A 21,263-nucleotide genomic window follows, 5' to 3' on the forward strand; every position below is an offset into this window, starting at 1 on the left:
TTTAAAAATGTGTTAATACAGTTCTACTAATAATCTCATCTTGTACATCTTTACATAGTTCAACGAAATATGCACTATATCCTGCAACACGTACTATTAGATCTCTATGAGCTTCTGGATTAATTTGAGCATCTTTTAACACTTTATTATCTAAGTAGTTAAATTGCATCTCTCCAAGTTGTAACATACATGCTGTACGTAACAATGTGATTATTCCATTTTCTCCCTCTGGAGTTTCTAGTAGTCCAGATATTAGTTTGAAGTTATGAACCATTCCAATATTCATATTGTCACAAGACATTTTTGATACTGATTTAATTATAGCTGTAGGTCCTTTTGTATCTGAACCTTGGCTTGGACTGATTCCATCTGATAATGGTGTCCATGCTTTACGTCCATTTGCTGTAGCTCCTGTTAATTGTCCAAATGGAGTATTGTTAGAAATTGATAGTGTTCCATGACTTAACACAGAGTATAGTGTCTTATATTTTCTGTGTTCCATCTCTGTAAAGTTAATTAGATCAGTTGCTATATAGTCAGCATAGTCATCATCATTTCCATATTTTGGAGCTTCTATACAATCTTTTCTAACTTTTTCATATCCTACAAAGTCAGCTTTAAGAGCATCTCTTATCTCTTTTAAAGTATATTTTTTATCATCAAATACTAATTTTTTAATTGCTGCCATTGAGTCAACATAAGTTGCTAGTCCACTCCATACAACTCCTGGTCCAAAGTTATACATAGCTCCACCAGCTTCTACTCCTCTACCTTTTTCCATACATCCTTCATACATTAATGACATTAAAGGTTTTGGTGCTACTTCTCTGTGAACTCTTTGAGATATTACAGTTGCTATACTTGTCCATTTTGTTATATATTTAATTTGTTCTTTTACTGCTGCATCAAACTCTTCATAAGTTTTAAATTGATCTAAATCTCCTAGATCTGGACAAACTTGTTTTCCATACCATAGAGGTACTCCATTATTTAACACAAGTTCTATACAAATAGGCCATTGTGTATATCCTGTTGATGTCCATTGATATAATCTTCCAGCTTTTTGAGGTTCAACACATCCCATTAAGCAATAATCTCTTGCATCTTCTATAGATACACCTTTTGCTAGCATCATTTTGATATGTACATCATCAAAGTGACAAGCTGGGAATCCTAATCCTGCTTTAATTACTTGAACAATTTTCTTTAAGTAAGCATTTGGTGATCCTTTATGAATACGACATGCCAATGATGGTTGATATACTTTTACATGTCTTACAGCATCCATTAATAAGTATGTTAAATCATTTGTAGCATCTACTCCTGATCTAGTAACTCCTCCTACACACATATTTACAAATGGTTGATATCCTGCGAAGAATTTAGATCCTCCTTCACTTGTGATCCACATAACTTCAGACATTTTTATAAGCATACATCCTGCTAATTCAAATGCTTCAAATTTTGACATTCTTCCACTTTCAATATCAGCTTTAAAGAATGGATACATATATTGGTCAACACGTCCAATTGACATTCCTGTTTGGTTTTCTTCTACTACTAAAAGTGATTCTATTGTCCAAACTGCTTGAATTGCTTCCCAGAAAGTTGTAGGTTTATGTGCTGGAACTCTTGCGTTAACTTCAGAAATTTTTAATAGTTCAGCTTTTCTTTTTGGATTTGTTTCTTTTGCAGCTAATTCAGCAGCGTAATCTGATAGACGTTTAGCATATATCATTACCCCTTCAGCTGTATCTATTATTGATTTATAGAAATAGATCTTATCAATATCTTCTGGATTAGCATATGATAAAGTTTCTAATTTTTCTTCTGCTTCTCTTTTAATATCAAGCATTCCTTTTTTCATTAAGATTACGTCATATCCTGGGTTTGAGTCTCCTCCACCATTAACTGCATGATATGAACAATCTGAAACAAAAGATTCTCCTGATAATTCCCATACTCCAGCTTCTCTATATTGATCTTCACAATACTCATCTACTGATTTTCCTCTCCAGAATGGGAAAATTTGCTCTCTTAGAACTTTTTTATCCTCTTCAGAAATATAGAATGGGTCTTGAGGTCTTTTTCCAATAGTATCTAATTCAGTTTCCATCCATCTCCAAGCAATATCTGGAGAAAATGCTCCTGCTCTAGGAGCTCCATTAGGGCATCCTACGATTAACTCATTATCTTGAATAACTAGAGGAGCTGTTTCACAACAATGTTTGAAACTTTTTCCTCTTAAAATAGCTTTTGGCATTCCTGGATTTTCTTGAGCTATTTTAGTAATAACTTTTGCTCTGTGTATTGTTATTGATGGAACTTGTTTAAGATAATTTTCTCTTAATTTTTTTAATCTTTCAGTTATTCCTTCTGGAACTTCTGTTTCACAATGGTCTGAACAACAATGGTGATTAGTTTCTTTTCTTATTTCATTAGAAACTCCTTGAAACATCTTTAATAAAGATTCACGTTCTTCATTAGACATATTTTCTGTAGCTTCCATAAATTTATTTAAAAATTCACGAATTTCCATTTCTTCCTCTCCTTTACTTTAGTATTGTTTTTATAATCTCTTTAAGTTTTTCTTCTAAATTTTTATTTTTTAAAATCTCTTCTACTTTTCTTACTCCGTATCCAACTTTTCTAATATAAATTAGATTTCTAGGAGAAACATTACAAGAAGTTATTCCCTTTCCTATTACTCCACTTCCCAAAGTCATAGCTGGAAAAAGATTAGTTGTTATTCCTAAGCTACCAAAACTTCCTCCAGTATTTACTAAAACTCTTCCAACTGGTTTTTTCAATATAAATTGTTCTATTATATTTTCATCCTGAGAGTGTATTATTAATGTATGTCCTTGTTTATCACTTAATAAAAGTTCTATACATTTTTCACAAGCATTTTTCCAATCCTCTTCTACATAAAGATCAAGTACTGGACAAAGCTTTTCTTTAGAATATTCACTATCTAATGTTAAATATTTTTCATTAGTTATTAATAACTTCACATTTTTTTCTACTTTTATTCCAGCTTTCTCTGCTAAAAATTGTGAACTTTTTCCTATATAGTTTTTATTAAATTTTCCAAATTTATCAAAAATAATCTCTTTTAATCTCTTAGATTCCTCTTCATTTAGGAAATAAGCATTATTTTTTATAAACTCTTTTTTTACCTCTTCCAAGATAACTTTTTCTACAACTATTATCTCTTCACTTCCAGGAATAATACCATTATCAAAAGTTTTACTATCTACTATATTTTTTACTGCTTCTTTGATATCTGCTGTTCTTTCTATAAATATTGGGCTATCTCCATTTCCTCCATAGATATATGATTTCCCACTTGTTTTTATCTCATCTAAAAGTTCATCTATCCCAGTATTTAATATAAGATTTATATCTTTATGATTTAACAGCTCTTTGCTTCCATTTAGTGAGCATCTGCTTATATAAGAGATAATCCCTTGAGGTGCACCTGATCTTTCTATAATATCTACAATTGTATCCATTACTTTTTTAGTAGTTTTTTTAGCTTTCTTAGACATTCCAAAAACTATTCCATTCCCTGATTTAATAGCTATTATACTTTTATAAATTAGAGTGGAAACTATATTAGCTTCTGAACAAAAAGCTGCAATTACTCCTACAGGAACACCAACATCTAAAGTTTTATCTTCTCTGTTATTTTCAATTACTCCTACACATCTCATATTTTTTAAAGCTTTTTCTAAATTATTTAAAAACAATTCTAGTTTTAATTTTTTATCTTCAACATTTCCTATCTCTGTTTCCTCATAATCTAGTTTTGCAAACTCTTCTATATGATCTTTTATTTCTTTAAAAATATTATTTACAATGAAATCTAGTTGTTCTTGAGAGAAATTTTTTACTATTTTCTGTGCTTCTCTTGCATTTTCAACTAATATTCTTGCCTCTTGCATAGAAAGTAAGTCGTTATCTATAATATCCATTTCTCTTCACCTTCATGTAAAACTATAAATTTTCAATAGCATATCTATCTATTATCTTTTGTAAATCATTGTGTGGTCTAGCAATTACTACTGAACTATATAAATTTCCACCTTCCATATTATTTACAGCATATACTCCTGCATCAACTGCTGCTTTACAAGCTCCTACATCTCCAGTTACAATTACAGATATATACCCTGATGCAACATTTTCATACCCAACTAGTTCAACATCTGCTGCTTTACACATAGCATCTGCTGCTTCTAAAGCAAATACCAGTCCAAATGTTTCTATTAATCCTATTGCTTCACGTCTTATCATATCCCTACTCCTTCTATTCTCCATCTATATCATGAACTGAAACTATTTTTCCTACTTCACTAATAGGTCTTGGCATAACATTTTTTGCTGTAAGTGTACCAATTGCTTTTGCTGCTGCTGCTCCAGCTTCAACTGCTGCTGTTACTGCTGCCACATCACCTTTTATCATTATTGTTACTAATGTAGATCCTATATTTTCATAAGATACAAGTTCTACATTTGCTGCTTTTAACATCTTATCTGCTGCATCTAAAGCTGGAACTAACCCTATTGTTTCCACAAGCCCTAATGCTTCATTTCCATAATATTTCATCTTTTCCTCCTTCTTTTTAGTCCTTTATAAAGCTATTTATTGTTTCTTTACTTTCTTCACTTGCTTGATAATAGATAATTAATTCCCCATCATCACTTAAATCTGCTGCTACCTCTTCTATTAATCCATTTGCCTCTGCTGTTAGAAGAGCATCTTTTATATCTTTTTTGTTAAATGCTTTAAAAGATGAATACTCATTTTTTAATGCTTCCATTACATCATCTGCTGATGCTTTAGAAACTTTTGTAAAATATTTTAATATAGCATAATTTAATGGTTTCATTAATTTTCCTCCTTTTTCTTGAAAAAATCTAATGGATTTACAGCAATTAATAATATTCCAAAGATCATAACTACTGCTCCTATCCAAGCAACTGTTGGTAAGTTCCATCCTTCAATTCCTGAAATAACTCCTAAAAATAACCAACAGAAGAAAGGACTAAAGAATGAATAAGTTCCATTACATGCTGTTCCAAGTCCTGCTCCACACATACTATTTCCTTTATACCAAGTCATAAATGAAACAAATGTTGATAATCCACTTAATGCAAACCAGATCATTGCCGGCATACTTGTTAACGCTTGTATAGTTAATGAAGTTGAAATATCAATTCCTCCTGCCATTATTCCAATTGCTGGAACAACTATGAAAAGGTTTACAATTCCACAAGTTAATTGTCTTACACAGATTCCTATTTGAGTATCAACCATTGCTGAAGCATATCCAGCTACACAACCTTCAAATCCCCAACCAAATGCTGCTATAATTGCAATAATAAGTCCTAATAAAAGTTCTGTTGAGAAGTTCTCTCCCATTCCTGTACTACCAATCATAAAACTAGCAAAAACACAAATTCCTATTCCTAAAGCCATTCTTTTATTTATCTCTTGTTTATAAAAGATTTTTCCTAAGATAGCTGCTATTGCAGGACATAATGCTGAAATTGGAACTATTATAGATCCTGCCATTTGTAGTGCTACAACAAATGCTGTTCCTGCTATTGGTCCCCCTATTAATGCTGCAAGCATAATTTGCTTACCAGGTTTTGTATTTAATGTTCTTAAAAAATCTTGAAATTTTCCTTGATATATTGAGTTCAATATCGCCCAAAATGAACTTGAAATATCATTTATTGCATTTCCTAAAGCTGCTAGAAGATAAACTATTACAAATGCTGAAAGTCCTGCTGTGTTTTCTCCATACCAGTCTGACCATACTCCTTTTGTCATTCCCAATGTTAAGCATGCTGTATAGATACCATATGTTATTCCAGAAAATAACGCTATTTGTATTCCCTTCTTTAAAAATTTATTCTTAACTTCAGCCTTCAATTTAAGAATTTTTATCTCTTTTTCCGTTAATTCACTGTTGATCATCTAACTCCTCCTAAAAAATATTAATATTATTTTTAAATTATTCTAATTTAGACTAAAAGGTTGGCTTAAATCTTTTTCAAATTTATTATAGACCTTCCATTTAAGGTTAAAGTCAAATATTTTTTCATTTTTTATGACAGTTCTTTTATAGAACGTTAACTTCTAAAATTATTCTTTTATTTCTTTTTCAAAATTAATTAAAGTGTCATTTTGGTAAATTAATGTCTGATTTTTATTTTTGTATATATTTTTAGTCAAAATTAAAACCTTCCATATAGGTGGAAGGTTTTGATTTTATATAATAAAAAAGACCTTAATACTTTTACTAAGGTCTTTTTATACTAAATTATTGTATTTTTAATTTCACCATTATCTCTGTAACATACTTTTGTTCATCTTTTGTGCTCCAATAATCAATCACATATCTTTCAAAACATATATCATCATATTTATAGTTATGGTATTTCAACCAATCTTTTATTTTTTTATATGTTTCATCAATATTTTCATGTGATCCTATATGATAAGCTGAAGCCACCATATAACCACCATATTTAGTTAATTTATCACTTGAACATTTTTTTAAATTTTTCTGTAAAATTCTTACTTTTTTACATTTCTTTTCTATCTTTTCATCAAAAGAAGGAAACTCTATAATGACTGGACCTGTTATTGCATTTTCTATCTTTTCAATGTAATTTGTAAATTCTATATTTATAACAGATTTTACATAATCATAGTCATAATCTTGTTCTAAAAAAAGCATCTCAGCTTCTTCTAAAAACTTTATTTTAACATCTTGAATATCATATTCTATAACCATTTTTGCTTCTCTAACTAATGAATACCAATCTTCTATAGATTTTTTCTTTAAATCCAATTCCTCTTCTATTGATTGCAACTCTTTAATTTTTTCTCCAAAACCTTCTTCTATTGTTGAAAATCCAGAACTATAAATCAATGATTTTATTTGATCAAGAGTAAATCCACTTTGTTTATAATATTTTATCACTGGTATTGTATATAAATTATCCTTATCATAATAACGATAACCATTTTCATTTATTTCACAAGGAGATAACAAACCAATTTGATCATAAAATCTCAATGTTTTTTTTCCTATTTTACATATCTTTTCCACTTTCCCTATGCAATATTTTTTCTCACTCATTATCTCACCACAGCATTCAATTTTTTATTTTCTAGCCAATTACTTTGTCTAAAATTTTATAAATTTCTTCTTGAGATACTTTCTTAGGATTAGATTTTGTACATACATCTTTTTCTAATGCTCTATACACTTCTTCTTTAAATATATTTATATCTTCTATATTTTTCCCAAGTTCCTTTAAGTTTTTAGGAATTCCTAATTTTTTATTTAATTCAGATATATATCTCACTAAATTATTGGCTCCTATTATAGGATTACATGAATTTAACCCTATAATTTTTGCTAATTTTTGATATTTTTTAGTCACTAAATTACAATTCTCTCCAACATAAGATGTTACTTTACAATCTGAATTATACTCAATTACATAAGGCAAAATAATAGCATTTATCTTTCCATGTGGAATATGAAGTTTTCCTCCTATTGCATGAGCTAAACTATGTGTTATTCCTAACCCAGCATTATTAAATGCTAATCCTGCTAAACATGAGGCATTATGCATTCTCTCACGATAATATAAATTTTCACCTTCTAAGTAAGCTTTTTCTAGATTTTCTATAGCTAAACTAAAAGCTTTTTCTGCAAAGGCATCTGTAAAATCATTTGCTCCATTTGAGACATAAGCTTCTATTGCATGAGTTATTACATCCATTCCTGTATCTGCTGTTATACTTTTTGGTACACTTTTAATTAAATCTGCATCTAAAATAGCAACTGTTGGTAATAATTCCTTTGAAGTTAAAGCATATTTTAGATGTTCCGCTTCATTTGTAATAACAGAATATTCTGTTACTTCTGATCCTGTTCCACTAGTAGTAGGAATTGCATAAAATTCAATTTTTTTAGAATGATCTTTATTTAATTTATTATAATACTCTCTTATAGCCTTTGCTCCATCAATTGAAGATCCTCCACCTAAAGCTATAATTAAATCGATATTTTCATTCTTTAAAACTTGAACTCCCATTGCTACTATTTTTACTGTAGGATCTGGTATTACCTCATCAAATACTGCTACATTACAGTTGTGAATATAATTTTTAACTTTTTCAACCATCCCAGAACTATTAATAAACTTATCGCATACTATTAAAATATTTTTATCAACAAGTTCCCCTAATTTTTTTAAAGCCTCTTCACCAAAACAAATTGTAGTGCTAATAGTAAATTCTTGCATCTTTCTATCTCCTTAAAATAAAATTTTAAAAAGATTTAAAGTTTGCCTATTCCTTTCAGTCATTTTCATAATAACATATAAACTTTATAAAATCAACATGTTTATCTATCATCTATATTGATTTAATCATTACTATTTTTGTCATAAATAATTCAATAACATAGCATTTCATATAAAAAGGTGATTAAAAAAATTTAATCACCTTTTCTTGTTTTTTTATTTAAACTTATTATCTAGTTCTCTTGGTGGACACTCTTTATCATTATGTAAACTAAATTGAGATTTCATCTTTTTAATAAATGTTCCCATTTCATCAGCACTTCCAACAATTCTATTAAATATACCTAAATACTCTGTAATTATTGGGTTATCAACATCATAAGGATATCTCATCAAGTGATCTATCTCACTCCACGCCTCTTCAAACACTGTTCTAACTTGAATTTCTACAAGAATCTCATCTTTTCTAGTAACTGGTATTCCTATCAAATAGTGAACAGAACGATATCCATGATCTCTTACTACAATTTCACAATTTAACTCTGATATACTCTCTTGAAGTTGAGCAACATTGTAGTCCCCTCTTCTTATATTTATTTGTGGAGTTTCTCTTATCTCCCATAAATTCATAATATCTTCATGTATACCACGCCAATCATCTTTAAAAAGATGCAACACTCTTATTCCAATAAGATCTGTTACAATTTTTTTATATGTTTCAACAGAAATCCCTCTATCAACATATTTTTTTCCTTTACGGATAATTTTTTCAATAAGATGTTCTGGTTTTTTAACTCTTCTTCTTACAGAATGCACATTATTTCCATCAATTAATTTTGAAACTATATGTTCTGCCTCTTTTTCTAAATAAGGAACAAGAGCTATATAATCTTCATATATTTTTAGTAATTCTTCCCAAACTAGTCCTGTTGATTCAAAGTATTTTTCATCAATAGAAAACCTTTTAAAGAACTGTTCTTTATCTAAAATATCAGACATTTTTCACCTCTTTAATTAAATTTTTCTACTTTTTTTAAAGATATTTCAACTGCTCTTCTATAACCACATATTTCATTATCTTTTGTAAATTCTCTTTCACTAACTTCAGATTTAACCTTTATAATCTCTTTTATATCAAAATTAATTCCTTTAAAGTCTAATTTATGAATTCTTTCAAAAGTTAGATTATCTCCAGCTTGAATATCAAAGTCATTCTTTAGTCTAAAATTAATCCAACTATCAATTTTTTTACCTTCTAAAATAGCTTCAGTTAAAAAAACTTCATAGAAACTATTAGTTACCTCTGCAAAATTCTTTTCTCTATTTAAAGAAAATGAGTTCACTATATTTTTATATGAATTTGCTAACTCTTGTAATAGATTAAATTTATATACCTCTATTCTATTTTCAAAAGTTATATCTCCAACTAATTTTTTAAATTTAAACTCTATTTTTGCTCCACTAAATATCTCTTTGAAAATATTTATAACTTCTATGAAACGAGAGTTTTTTATTTTATTAAAAATCTCATATTTATAGAAATCTCCATTTTTTACAAGAGTTTCTCCATTTAAAAGATCTATACTTAAAGCTACTTTAAATTCTCTTGTTTTTATCTCTAAAAGTTTAAATTTATCGTAAACTAAAATTTTTAGAGAGGTATTATTTAAAAGAGTTTCTCCTATTTTTATTGCTGAAGTTCCTATACTTATAACCTCATTAAAAGATAGTTCATTAGAGAAATTAGAATAAGAAATAGGAAAATTATTTAGGTGTAGAGAAGTATATTGTATTTCTAATCCGCTTTCAACTAACCTTACATCATCATTATCAGTTAAGATTGTAATATCTTTAGGATCTCTTTTCTCCTCTAAATTTTCAGCTACAACATTTTCAACTATAATTTCATCTTTTTTTTCCTCTTCAGGCTCTTCTGAAACTATTTCGCTCTCTGTTGCTTCTTTTAAATTTACCTCTTCCTTTTCACTCTCATTGTTTGTCGAAGTTTCTTGAACTTCTATTTTTTCTTCTTTCTCTATCTTTAAATTTTCCTCAGCAGATAGAACTTTTTCTTCAGTTATATCAGCTAAGGTATTCTCTTGAGTTTCTACTTCCTTTTTTTCTTCCCCTTGAGATTTTATCTCTAACTCTTTTTCAGCAAATAGCTTTTTTTGTTGAAGCTCATCAAAAATTTCACTACTTTTTTCATCTTTTTTTTCGGTAATAATGTCCCCAGACTCCATTATTACCTCACTAACTTTTTTTCTACTTGATCACTATCCTCTTTTTGTAATAGATTTTTGACTCCATCTAAAAATTCAACTTCATCAAAAACAGTTAGTTTTAAATTGTATCTATTAATTACTTCGCTAACTTTACTATCTATAACAGAAGTAGAAGAAACTATATACATCGGTTGTCCAATTTTTCCAGCTTTTTTCATTATAAAATCTAACATATCTATAAAATCTGGATCTTTTAACTCTACCCCTAAAAATAAAGTTGGTCTACTTTTTAATTCTGTACATATCTGTTCAAAAAATCCATTATAAAAATCAAGTACTTTTAATTTTCTTACATCTTGGCTTGTAATAAAAAGATCCTCTGGATTACAAATATCTCCCATAATTTTATAAAAATTGATTTTTTCATCTTCTGAAAAATTATTTTTTGTAGGAGTAATTGTATTTATGTAATTTGGATATAATTTTTCTAAAACTATATCATAATTCATTGTCATTATTGTTTTAAAATAATCAAGCTCAAAAATATTGTCATATATATCAACATTCTTATAATGTTTCATATCAAAGATTTCTCTTATTTGTTTTAAAAGAGAATTTTTTGAACTTATAACTGCATCTAGATAAGCTTGAGCTACATCTGAAAAAGAGTCTCTATTTTTGATATATCCTTTTGCTGATTGTTTGATATCAAAAATTATCATATCTGCAAGTTCTACTCTTTTTGGAAATCCTGTTATTTCACTAACAAAATCTCCTATAAATAGATTTAATTTTTGTGCTTCTCCAAACTTATCAAAAAAGTTCTTCATGTTGTCACCTACCTTGTGTTTTATTTTCTATCACTATTAGTATAACTTAATTTCTTAAATTTAACAACAAAAAACTTACAAAAAGTCAAGGAAAATTTTTATTCACTTTTAGAAAAAAGGAAATAGTTTATGTTTTTATTAGTAATATATTAAAAAAAGTGTTATTATTAAAATATAAACTATGAGGTGATAAAATGAATCTGATTATAACTTTTTTTAAAGACTATATTGTAATTATTAATATATTCTTTTTAATTACAATTGTACTCTTAGAAAGAAAAAAACCTGTATATACTTTATTTTGGATAACTATACTTATTCTTGCTCCATATATTGGATTTATATTCTATCTATTTTTTGGATTGAGCTTTAGAAAAAAAAGGGTTGTTGATAAATTTTATAAATGGAAATTTCTTCATAGCAAAAAAGTTATCAGCTCCTCTGAAAGAAAAGATCTAAATAGATGGAAGCAACTTATCTCCTACCTTGAAATAGCTTCTAATAATAAATTAACAACTTTAAATGCTTTTAAATTATTTACTGATGGAAATGTTTTTTTTAATCATATGATAGAGGATTTAAAAGAGGCTAAACATTCAATTAATATGGAATACTATATTTTTAGATATGATGATTTAGGAAAAAGAATAATAGATATTCTTATTGAAAAAGCTAAAAGTGGAGTTGAAATAAATGTAATCATTGATGAGGCTGGTGGAGCTGATAGAAAAATGATAAAACTTATGAGAGATAATAATATCAATGTAGAGATATTCTTTCCCTCTCCCTTTGCTTTTTTCAAAATAGCTAATTTAAGAGCTAACTATCGTGATCATAGAAAACTTTGCCTTATTGATAGTAAATTAGGTTATATTGGTGGATTTAATATTGGTTTAGAGTATTTGAGCAAAGGAAAACTTGGACATTGGCGTGATACAGGGGTGAGAGTTTTTGGTGAGGCAGTTTTAGAATTAGAAAAAGAGTTTTTCTTCTCATGGGGAATTGCTAAAAAGAAACCTGTTGTATATCAACCTAAAGAGTACGCCTTTGAACATGAAGCTTTCCAAGAGATAATAAAAGTAAAAGGAAAATATTCTGGATACTCTCAAGTTGTCAGTAGTGGACCAAATTATCAGTTTAAAACTATGAGAGATACATTTTTAAAAATAATTTTAGAGGCTAAAAAATATATCTATATACAAACTCCATACTTTGTGCCAGATGATACTATTTTAGAGGCTTTAAAAATAGCTGCACTTTCTGGAGTAAAGATTAAAATAATGATACCTGATAAACCCGATCACTTCTTTATTTATTGGGTTAATCAATATTTTGTAGGAGAACTTCTTGATTTAGGAGTTACTGTTTATAGATATCATAAAGGATTCTTACATAGCAAAATGGTCCTTGCAGATGATGAAGTTGTAAGTATTGGAACTGCCAACTTTGACAATAGAAGTTTCTATCAAAACTTTGAAATAAATATTAATATCTATGAAAAGGATATTGCTGAGAAATTTAGAGAGATTTTCTATGATGATATGAAAACAAGTAGTAAATTATTAAGAAGTGAATATAGCAAAAGAGGTTTCTATATAAAATGCAAGGAATCTATTTGTAGACTTCTTGCTCCTATACTATAATTACATATATTCATTTACACGAGGTGACAAAAATGGTAGAATTTCAAAAACTTTCTTCTTTCTTTTTTAAATTTTTAGAAAGTGATGCTAAATTTATAGGGGATTTTTATTATGATCTTCATATTCATACAACTGCGTCAGATAGCTTTATTAAGCCTGATTTTTTAAAAAATTTTGTTAAAAATAAAAGGTATCTACTATCTGTAACAGATCACAATGAAATAAGAGGATCTGTTGAGCTTTATGAAAAGGGGATCAATGTAGTTCCTGGTATAGAGATCGGTTGTGAAGATGGATTTGAAATGCTTGTGTATTTTAATGAGATGCAAGATTTAGAAGATTTTTATAGAAGAGAGGTTGAAGGATATAAAAATCTAAAAAGAATGGCAAAAACACATAGAACTATTTATGAATATCTTGATGCTTTACAAGGGATAAACTGTCATAAATCTATACCTCATATTTGTGGAGTTGTTCAAAAAAACTTCATTCACAATAAACCATACATATATGATATTATAAAAAAAGTTGACTCTATTGAAACTCACAATCATGCTCTACCTATGGTTAGAAATCTACAAGCTGCTGAAATTAGAGAACAGTTTAACTTAACTGCTACTTTTGGAAGTGATGCTCACATAATAAGAGAGGCTATAGCCTTCTATAAATATGCTAATATGGCATCTGTTGGAGTTGGGGATACTGTTATGAACTATCTTTTTAAAATAGGTAGTATCAGTGGAATAGGACAAAAACATCTAATCCATATGTTAAAGAATACTTTACTATAAGTTGAAATTTTTCTTTTCAAAATCTGAATTTTGTAGTATAATAAAAATTGAGTGATCCCGTAGCTCAATTGGATAGAGCAATTCCCTCCTAAGGAATAGGTTGTGTGTTCAAACCACATCGGGATCGCCATTTTTATTTTAGGAGTACTATCATGAAAAAATTATCTTTTATTTTTCTTATTATTTTTATTTTCAGTGGTTGTAGTAATCTAAATTTTTGGAGTAAATATAAAGAAAATAAGATTAAAAAACAATATACTCAACTATCTAAAAGATTTGATTCTCTTGTATCTGAAGAGATTGAAGAAGATAAGAGGGCTGAACTAGAAGAGGATTTCTCTAAATATAGAAATAGAATCAATTCTAGTGGTGGAAAAAATCAAGAGTATAATAATACAGTTAGAGAGTTAGTTTTAAGTTCTGATATAAAAATACAATATTTAAAAGATTTAAAAGATTAGTGTGATAAGCTGGAGCAAGTTAATAATTACTCCAGCTTTTTTATATTAAACTATAGTTTATCTACAATTTAAAAAAAATCATATTTATGATATAATTTAAAAGAATTAAATTAAAAAAGGAGATATGTATGAAACTAATTTCATGGAATGTAAATGGATTGAGAGCTGCTGTACAAAAAGGTTTCTTAGATTATTTTAATCAAGAAGATGCAGATATATTTTGCTTACAAGAAACTAAATTACAAGCTGGACAAATTGATCTTGAACTTAATGGATATCATCAATATTGGAATTATGCTGAAAAAAAAGGTTACTCTGGAACAGCTATTTTCACTAAAAAAGAGCCTATATCTGTTACTTATGGATTAGGAATAGAGGAGCATGATAAAGAGGGAAGAGTTATAACATTAGAATTTGAAAATTTCTTTATGATTACAGTTTATACTCCAAACTCTCAAGAAGCTCTTGCTAGATTAGATTATAGAATGAAATGGGAAGATGATTTTAGAACTTATCTTCTAAAATTAAATGAAATAAAACCTGTTATTGTTTGTGGGGATCTAAATGTTGCACATCAAGAGATAGATCTGAAAAATCCTAAAACAAATAGAAAAAATGCTGGTTTCTCTGATGAAGAGAGAGAAAAAATGAGTAAACTTTTAGAAAGCGGATTTATTGACACTTTTAGATATTTTTATCCAGAATTAACAGGAGCTTACTCTTGGTGGTCTTATAGATTCAATGCCAGAAAAAACAATGCTGGGTGGAGAATAGATTATTTCCTTGTTTCTGAAAGATTAAAGGATTCTTTAGAAGATGCTGAAATACATAAAGATACTTTAGGATCTGATCACTGTCCTGTTGTTTTAAAATTAAAGGAGAATTTTTAGGAGGTAACAATGGAAAACTTTAAAAGATTTTGTGAAGTTTGGGAGAAAGAAAAGCCAGTTCCTGAAGAAAGATACAGATTTTTTGAACCAATGAGTTGTGTAATGATATTTTTTCTTACTCCTAACGATGTTGATAATATAAATGCTTTCTTTAGAAAAAATGGAAGTTTCAACCCTGAAAGACCTATACATGAAGATATAGTAGTTGACGAAATCCATTATAATGGAAATTATATGATTAAAATAGGATAGGAGGATATTCTATGAAAAATATTTTAACTATTGCTGGTTCTGACAGTTGTGGAGGGGCAGGAATACAAGCTGATTTAAAAACAATGAGTGCTTTAGGTGTCTATGGGATGAGTGTAATCACTGCTATAACTGCTCAAAATAGTATGGGGGTTCATGCTGTTCAAGAGGTTTCTGAAGATATGATCAGAATGCAATTAGAGGCAATCTTTGATGATATTGAAGTTGATGCTATAAAAATAGGTATGCTCTCTAGTAGTACAGTTATAAAAACTATTCTTTCAACTTTAAAAAAATATAGTTGTAAAAATATTGTTATAGATACTGTTATGCTTTCTAAAAATAGATATAAACTTTTACAAGATGAGGGCATGGAAGATTTGAAAAAACTTATAGCATTAGGGACAGTTGTTACTCCTAATATCCCTGAGGCTGAAGTTTTGGCTAATATGGAGATAAAAAATGAAAATGATATGATTCAGGCTGGAAAAAAAATTCAGGCTTTAGGTGCTAAAAATATTTTAATTAAAGGTGGACATAGAGAAGATAATTGTACAGATATTCTTCTGTTAGAAAGTGGAGAAGTTTTAAAATTCCCAGAAGTGAGAATCTCTACAAAACATACTCATGGTACTGGTTGTACCCTTTCTTCTGCTATTGCATCTTTTATTGGAAAAGGATACTCAGTTGAAGAGAGTGTAAAACTTTCTAAAGAATACATTACTGAAGCTATTAGAAACTCTTTTCCTCTTGGTAAAGGGGTAGGTCCTTTAGGACATCTTATTGAGCTTTATAAAAAAGCTGGTATTGAATATTAAAATAAAAGAGTCTATATAGATTAATGATTTTCCTCATTAATCTTTTAGACTCTTTTTATTACTATTTTTGATTTAAAAATCTATTTATTACATTTTCCCAAGTTCCATTTTCTTTCATTAGAAATTCAATGAATTCTCTTACTGCTCCATCTCCCCCATCTTTAGTAGAAATAAAATGAACTCTCTCTAAAACTTCAGCTGCACTATTTTTAGGAGCTGCTGCAATTTTTACCATTCTCATTACACCAAGATCGTTGATGTCATCTCCCATATATGCTACTTCATCTAAAGTTATACCTAATTTAGTTATTAATTTCTCCATTTCTTGAACTTTATTTGATATCCCTTGAGCTACCTCTTGGATTCCTAGTTCGTCTGCTCTTCTTTGTACAATATTAGAAGATTTTCCAGTAATTATTGCAACTATTCCACCCTCTTTTATCCATTGAGCTATTGCAAATCCGTCTTTAACATCAAAAGCCTTTAAGTTGTTGTCTTTATCATCTGTATATATCTTTCCATTTGATAGTGTTCCATCTACATCTAAAGCTATTAATTTTATCATCTTTCCTCATCTCCCTTTTAAATTTTTATATAAAGAAAAAAGGATATCCAATACAGGATATCCTCTCACATACTAAGAAAAATTATAGTGCGTTTACTTTAGCAGCTAATCTTGCTTTCTTTCTAGATGCTGTATTTTTCTTCATGATTCCTTTGCTTACTGCTTTATCTAATTCTTTGTAAGCTACTGATAGAGCTGCTTTTGCTGCTTCTACATCTTTAGTATCTACAGTTGTTAAAACTTTTTTAGTCATTGTTTTAACTCTAGATTTTACTGCTTGATTTCTTTCTCTGTTTCTTTCTGCTACTAAAACTCTCTTTTTAGCTGATCTTGAATGTGCCAAATTAAAAACCTCCAATTATTTTCAAATAAATAAATTATTTTTCCATAAAATGATATCATAAATTAAACAAAATGTCAACTTGTTATTGACAAGAAGTAATTTTAATTTGTTTAAGTTAAGCTACAAAAGAGACACCTTTTCTTGTACAATGGACCATATTTATTTTATCATAAATTCTCAAAAATTAAAAGTATTTTTTATAAAAACTAAATAAAAATATTAGATATTATAGAAAAGTTATAAACTGCTAATTTCTAACAGCCTATAACTTTTTTAACTATTTACAGATAAATTGATTTGTTTCCTCATTATAGATATAACCATTATCATTAAAACGAGCTAAAAGATCATCTTTTTCTACATCTTCTCCCTCACAAAAATCATCAAGAGAAGAGTAAAAATCTCTCAGTTTCATGTTAACCATACTATAAACTATATTGATATCCATAACTAAATAATTTGCTCCCACTATTTAATCTCCTTTTTTAAAATTTTTATAATCTCTTTTCTATCTAAAGGCTCAAGATTATAGATTTTCTCCTCAATATCTCTATTTAATTGAACAATTGCACTACTAGCTCCACTTTTAACAAGTCTATCTTCAAGATGGACCTTAGGGCTAAAATTAAATACTTCCTTCATTAAATTACAATAAAGATCATAAAATTCTAAATCATCTTTTGCTCTTTTCATAGATCTGAAGTCATATTTCATACCTTTCTTTTCTACCTTTTTTCTTAAAAGTAAAAGCAGTAAAATCAGTATAATAACTCCTTCACCTATCATTATACCATAAATTCTTACTAAATGTTGATGATCTTCTGATTCTAAAACTTCTTCAGAGATAGCAGGAATATTGCTGATCTCCACTTTATCTAGTTTTTGTTGTTTTGGCTCTTCCTTAGTAGTAGTTAAATTTGTAGAGGTAGCTTGTTGTTGAGTAGGTTGAGCATTACTTGTAATATTTTCACTTTGTACCCCACCTAAAACTTTAAAATTTTTACTAGGAATTGTAAAATATTTATAGCTTTTACTTTCTGTATCAAAATATGGTATTTTTATCTCTGGAATAGCTTTTTCACTATTAGTTCTAGGAATAAAAGCTATTTCAAAAGTTTTTTCACTGTAATATTTTCCATTTATAATCTTTTCACTACTACTTTTTACACTTTCAAAAATATTAAATCCTGCTATATCATAGGGAATAATCTTTTCTAAAGTATCTAAGTTTACATCTCCATAAAGTTTTAAAGTAAGCAAAATAGATTCTCCTAAATTTACTTCATCTCTATTCCAATTAAATTCACCTTTTAATTTTCCAACTACATTTTGAAATCCTGTTGGTTGATTTGTAGGTAGTGGAAGAATATTTAATTTAATCTCCTCTCCACCTAAATATACAACAGGTTGATTTCCATAGTACCACATATCATTATTGTTGCTTTCAACAACTGCTATATGAGCACTTTTTATAGTTTTCTCTCCAGAAGAGTTAGGTTGTAAAATACTTTGTTGTAAAGTTAATTCTAACCCTTGTTTACCTTGTGGAGTTGTAAAAGTTTTTTCTGGGTATCTCCTATTTTGTTCAGTAGGAAAAACCTCTTTTACAGAAAAATTATTAAAAACAGGGGGATCAATATATTTTAGATCACTTATAGGTACAGTTGTAAGAAGTTTCTCTTCAAAGGGAATTTTCTCCCCGAAGTAGTACTCTTGATTATTTTTAGGCTCTGTTTTTAAACTAATCTTATCTGATATATTAACATTAGTAACTTTTGCCTCTTTTGAAACAATTATTTCCAAAGGATTAGAAACTTCCTTTTCTCCTTTTAATTGTAGAGTAAAACTCCCCTCTTTAATTGGAAGAAGGGTATACTTATCCAATATAGTTGATGATTTTTTACCATTTACTACAGTATAACTTCTTTGTACCCCCTTTGAAAGCACTTTAAAGTTATTAAGTCCTTCAATGGTATAGTCCTCTTTTTCACTGTTAGTAAACTCTACATTTAAAGCAATAGGCTCATTTACCCTTGGATTTGTATTATTTACATCTAAGGTTGCCTCTGTAAATGTAAGAACACTTATCAATAAAAATAGAAGTAGACTTACTATTTTTTTCATATTTTCACCTCATATCTACCATTTATTATTAGAATTTCCAGTTTCAATATTCATAACTCTCTCATTATTTTTAAATGATTGCTTTTCATTACCTTCAAGTCTTTTTAAGATAACTCCAATTTCATTCTTTTTAATGTCCTCTTTAGAGTCTTTTCTATCACCTGTGGAAGCTCCTCCACTTTGATTTTTATCTTGTGGTTGTTTATCATTTTCTTGATTTCCTCCACTATTATTTTGTTGATCCTGTTGATTATTATTATTTTGATTATTTTGCTGCTCTTGATTGTTATTATCTTTCTGATCACTATTATTAGAACTGTTTTGCTTGTCATTTTCTTGTTGATTATCTTGTGAGTTATCCTTTTGATCTTGGTTATTACTATCATTATTTTTTTGTTGTTGATCATTTTGATTATTCTTATCTTGGTTATTATTGTTTTGACTATTATTTTGCTCTTGATTATCTTTGCTATTCTGATTGTTTTTATCTTGGTTTTGATTATTTTGATTTTGTTGATTCTTATCTTTATTTTCTTGTTGATTATCTTGTTTATTTTGATTGTCTTGATTTTGTTGTTGCTCTTTTTCTAAATCTTCAATCTTCTTTAAAACAATCTCATAATTCTTTTTAATATTTATATCATCAGATTGTTTCATAGCTTTTTTATACTCTTCAAGAGCTAATTTATAGTTTTTCTTCGCTTCTTCTGGATTTTCCTTTATTAAACTATCACCTAAAAAAGCATAGGAATTTCCTCTTAAAAAGAACTCATCACTTTCATTTTCAATAACCTCTTTATATTTTTTTTCCTCATAGAAAGATTTGACAATATTCTTTTTTACATTGGGATTATCTTTTAATTTTAGAGAAAGTTCATAGTTTTTCCTAGCCTCTTCAAAGTTTTCATTTTTAAAAAATGAGTTTCCTTTAGAGATATAATAGTATGCTCTAGCACTATTGAGATTGATACCAAAAGCAAAGAGAGAAAGAAGAAGTAACAAAATAGATATTACCTTATTTTTCATCTTTTGCACCTCCCCTTAAAAGATATCCTAAAAGAATAAACAGCATTCCTATTCCAAGTGGAATTTGAAAATATTTTTTATATACAGTCATATTTTCATTTCTTTGATTTTTTCTTTCAAGATTAGCAGTATCTTTAAAAAAGTCTATTGTATTATCCTTTAAATTATTTACTTCATAATACTTTCCATTACTACTTTCGGCTAGCTTTTTCATAAAATCTGAATTTAGTTTGCTTACTACTGGAGAGCCATTTTCATCTTTAATGAAACCAACTTTTTTACCATTAATATACTCAGGAAGAATACTTCCTTCATCTGTACCTATTCCAATAGCATAGACATTTAATTTATGCTTTTTTACAAAATCCAAAGACTTTTTATCAAAATCTCCACCATCTGAAAGTATAATAATAGTCTTATTTTCACTTTGAATCTCATTAAAAGATTTTTCAGCTAGTTCCAATGCTTGATAAAGCTCAGTTCCTCCACCAGATATTAAGTTTGAATCAAGGGCATTAATATAGTTGCTACCTATTGAGTAATCATCAGTAAGTGGCATTTGAATATATGCACTATCTGAATATGGGATAAAACCTATTCTATCTCCCTTTAAATTGTGTAACAGTTTTTCAAGAGTTCTTTTAGCTCCCTCAAGTCTATTTGGATAAACATCCTCTGCCATCATAGAACGTGAAGTATCTATAAGAGCATAGATATTTAATCCCTTTACCTCTACATTTTCACTATCAACAGGTTTTTGTGGTGAAAGCAGAGATATAGCTACTAACAAAGCTCCACAACTAATTAAAAATATTTTTAAACTTTGAACAAAATTATATTTTTTCATTTTTAATATACTTAATATTCTATTTCTTTTTTGCATACCTATAATCATCAGAATGAGTATAAGCAGTGGAATTATACAGTATATTAAAAGATTAAGATTTCCAAATTCCATTTT

General features: G+C 28.4%; 23 protein-coding genes and 1 tRNA gene. 7 read left to right on the forward strand and 17 right to left on the reverse strand.

All coding sequences use genetic code 11. The annotated features are described in order from the left end of the window. Position 1 precedes the first annotated feature (1 nt). The 11 genes from cutC to I6E31_00985 form a co-directional block, all read right to left on the reverse strand. Positions 2–2,539 carry a choline trimethylamine-lyase gene (gene cutC, locus I6E31_00935; GenBank protein ID MCF2638528.1) on the reverse strand — a complete coding sequence of 846 codons (2,538 nt, stop codon included), beginning with the start codon at positions 2,537–2,539 and terminating at the stop codon, positions 2–4. Positions 2,540–2,552: 13 nt separating this feature from the next. Continuing rightward, positions 2,553–3,977 carry an aldehyde dehydrogenase family protein gene (locus tag I6E31_00940; protein ID MCF2638529.1) on the reverse strand — a complete coding sequence of 475 codons (1,425 nt, stop codon included), beginning with the start codon at positions 3,975–3,977 and terminating at the stop codon, positions 2,553–2,555. A 22-nt stretch (positions 3,978–3,999) separates the two neighbouring features. Next, positions 4,000–4,299 (reverse strand): BMC domain-containing protein, encoded by a 300-nt coding sequence (locus tag I6E31_00945; protein ID MCF2638530.1) that lies wholly within the window; start codon positions 4,297–4,299, stop codon positions 4,000–4,002. A gap of 13 nt (positions 4,300–4,312) precedes the next feature. Next, positions 4,313–4,612: a BMC domain-containing protein gene (locus I6E31_00950; GenBank protein MCF2638531.1), complete on the reverse strand. Its 300-nt coding sequence runs from the start codon at positions 4,610–4,612 to the stop codon at positions 4,313–4,315. Positions 4,613–4,628: 16 nt separating this feature from the next. Beyond that, complete coding sequence (locus tag I6E31_00955; protein MCF2638532.1) at positions 4,629–4,895, reverse strand: hypothetical protein; 267 nt, start codon at positions 4,893–4,895, stop codon at positions 4,629–4,631. Next, entirely contained in the window at positions 4,895–5,989 is a 1,095-nt protein-coding gene (locus I6E31_00960) for a hypothetical protein (GenBank protein MCF2638533.1), read from the reverse strand. The genes I6E31_00955 and I6E31_00960 overlap by 1 nt, the downstream gene beginning before the upstream one ends. A 346-nt stretch (positions 5,990–6,335) precedes the next feature. Beyond that, positions 6,336–7,160 carry a MerR family transcriptional regulator gene (locus I6E31_00965; GenBank protein MCF2638534.1) on the reverse strand — a complete coding sequence of 275 codons (825 nt, stop codon included), beginning with the start codon at positions 7,158–7,160 and terminating at the stop codon, positions 6,336–6,338. 31 nt (positions 7,161–7,191) lie between these two features. After that, positions 7,192–8,337 carry an iron-containing alcohol dehydrogenase gene (locus I6E31_00970; protein MCF2638535.1) on the reverse strand — a complete coding sequence of 382 codons (1,146 nt, stop codon included), beginning with the start codon at positions 8,335–8,337 and terminating at the stop codon, positions 7,192–7,194. 216 nt (positions 8,338–8,553) lie between these two features. Beyond that, complete coding sequence (locus I6E31_00975; GenBank protein ID MCF2638536.1) at positions 8,554–9,336, reverse strand: GTP pyrophosphokinase; 783 nt, start codon at positions 9,334–9,336, stop codon at positions 8,554–8,556. Between the two features lie 11 nt (positions 9,337–9,347). Continuing rightward, complete coding sequence (locus tag I6E31_00980; GenBank protein MCF2638537.1) at positions 9,348–10,580, reverse strand: hypothetical protein; 1,233 nt, start codon at positions 10,578–10,580, stop codon at positions 9,348–9,350. Positions 10,581–10,582: 2 nt separating this feature from the next. After that, complete coding sequence (locus tag I6E31_00985; GenBank protein ID MCF2638538.1) at positions 10,583–11,392, reverse strand: SIR2 family protein; 810 nt, start codon at positions 11,390–11,392, stop codon at positions 10,583–10,585. A gap of 194 nt (positions 11,393–11,586) precedes the next feature. Here I6E31_00985 and cls point away from each other — a divergent pair, with 194 nt between their 5' ends. The 7 genes from cls (at position 11,587) to thiD (ending at position 16,244) form a co-directional block, all read left to right on the forward strand. Beyond that, positions 11,587–13,035, forward strand: a complete 1,449-nt coding sequence (gene cls / locus I6E31_00990; GenBank protein ID MCF2638539.1) for a cardiolipin synthase — start codon at positions 11,587–11,589, stop codon at positions 13,033–13,035. A 32-nt stretch (positions 13,036–13,067) separates the two neighbouring features. After that, positions 13,068–13,826, forward strand: coding sequence for a PHP domain-containing protein (locus I6E31_00995; protein ID MCF2638540.1), 759 nt, complete (start codon positions 13,068–13,070; stop codon positions 13,824–13,826). Positions 13,827–13,879: 53 nt separating this feature from the next. After that, a tRNA-Arg gene (locus I6E31_01000) sits at positions 13,880–13,956 on the forward strand. Positions 13,957–13,978: 22 nt separating this feature from the next. Beyond that, positions 13,979–14,287 (forward strand): hypothetical protein, encoded by a 309-nt coding sequence (locus I6E31_01005; protein MCF2638541.1) that lies wholly within the window; start codon positions 13,979–13,981, stop codon positions 14,285–14,287. Positions 14,288–14,415: 128 nt separating this feature from the next. Next, on the forward strand, positions 14,416–15,177 hold the full coding sequence (gene xth, locus I6E31_01010) for an exodeoxyribonuclease III (protein ID MCF2638542.1): 762 nt from the start codon (positions 14,416–14,418) through the stop codon (positions 15,175–15,177). A 9-nt stretch (positions 15,178–15,186) separates the two neighbouring features. Then, on the forward strand, positions 15,187–15,429 hold the full coding sequence (locus tag I6E31_01015) for a hypothetical protein (protein MCF2638543.1): 243 nt from the start codon (positions 15,187–15,189) through the stop codon (positions 15,427–15,429). An 11-nt stretch (positions 15,430–15,440) separates the two neighbouring features. Next, positions 15,441–16,244 (forward strand): bifunctional hydroxymethylpyrimidine kinase/phosphomethylpyrimidine kinase, encoded by an 804-nt coding sequence (gene thiD, locus I6E31_01020; GenBank protein ID MCF2638544.1) that lies wholly within the window; start codon positions 15,441–15,443, stop codon positions 16,242–16,244. A 61-nt stretch (positions 16,245–16,305) separates the two neighbouring features. Here the strand turns inward: thiD and I6E31_01025 are convergent, their stop codons facing one another. From I6E31_01025 to I6E31_01050, 6 genes are all read right to left on the reverse strand, one after another. Continuing rightward, positions 16,306–16,809: an HAD-IIIA family hydrolase gene (locus I6E31_01025; protein MCF2638545.1), complete on the reverse strand. Its 504-nt coding sequence runs from the start codon at positions 16,807–16,809 to the stop codon at positions 16,306–16,308. Between the two features lie 82 nt (positions 16,810–16,891). Next, the gene (rpsT, locus tag I6E31_01030) at positions 16,892–17,152 is read right to left on the reverse strand and encodes a 30S ribosomal protein S20 (protein MCF2638546.1); all 261 of its coding nucleotides are present in this window, start codon (positions 17,150–17,152) and stop codon (positions 16,892–16,894) included. A 277-nt stretch (positions 17,153–17,429) separates the two neighbouring features. Continuing rightward, positions 17,430–17,621 (reverse strand): DUF4250 domain-containing protein, encoded by a 192-nt coding sequence (locus I6E31_01035; protein ID MCF2638547.1) that lies wholly within the window; start codon positions 17,619–17,621, stop codon positions 17,430–17,432. Continuing rightward, positions 17,621–19,276 carry a BatD family protein gene (locus I6E31_01040; protein MCF2638548.1) on the reverse strand — a complete coding sequence of 552 codons (1,656 nt, stop codon included), beginning with the start codon at positions 19,274–19,276 and terminating at the stop codon, positions 17,621–17,623. The genes I6E31_01035 and I6E31_01040 overlap by 1 nt, the downstream gene beginning before the upstream one ends. 15 nt (positions 19,277–19,291) lie before the next feature. Then, a complete protein-coding gene (locus tag I6E31_01045; protein MCF2638549.1) occupies positions 19,292–20,302 on the reverse strand; it encodes a hypothetical protein in 1,011 nt (336 codons plus the stop codon). Continuing rightward, positions 20,292–21,260 (reverse strand): VWA domain-containing protein, encoded by a 969-nt coding sequence (locus I6E31_01050; GenBank protein ID MCF2638550.1) that lies wholly within the window; start codon positions 21,258–21,260, stop codon positions 20,292–20,294. Before I6E31_01050 ends, I6E31_01045 begins: the two co-directional genes overlap by 11 nt. Positions 21,261–21,263: the final 3 nt, after the last annotated feature.

This window comes from Fusobacterium varium (genome assembly GCA_021531615.1).
GTDB classification, from domain to species: domain Bacteria; phylum Fusobacteriota; class Fusobacteriia; order Fusobacteriales; family Fusobacteriaceae; genus Fusobacterium_A; species Fusobacterium_A varium_C.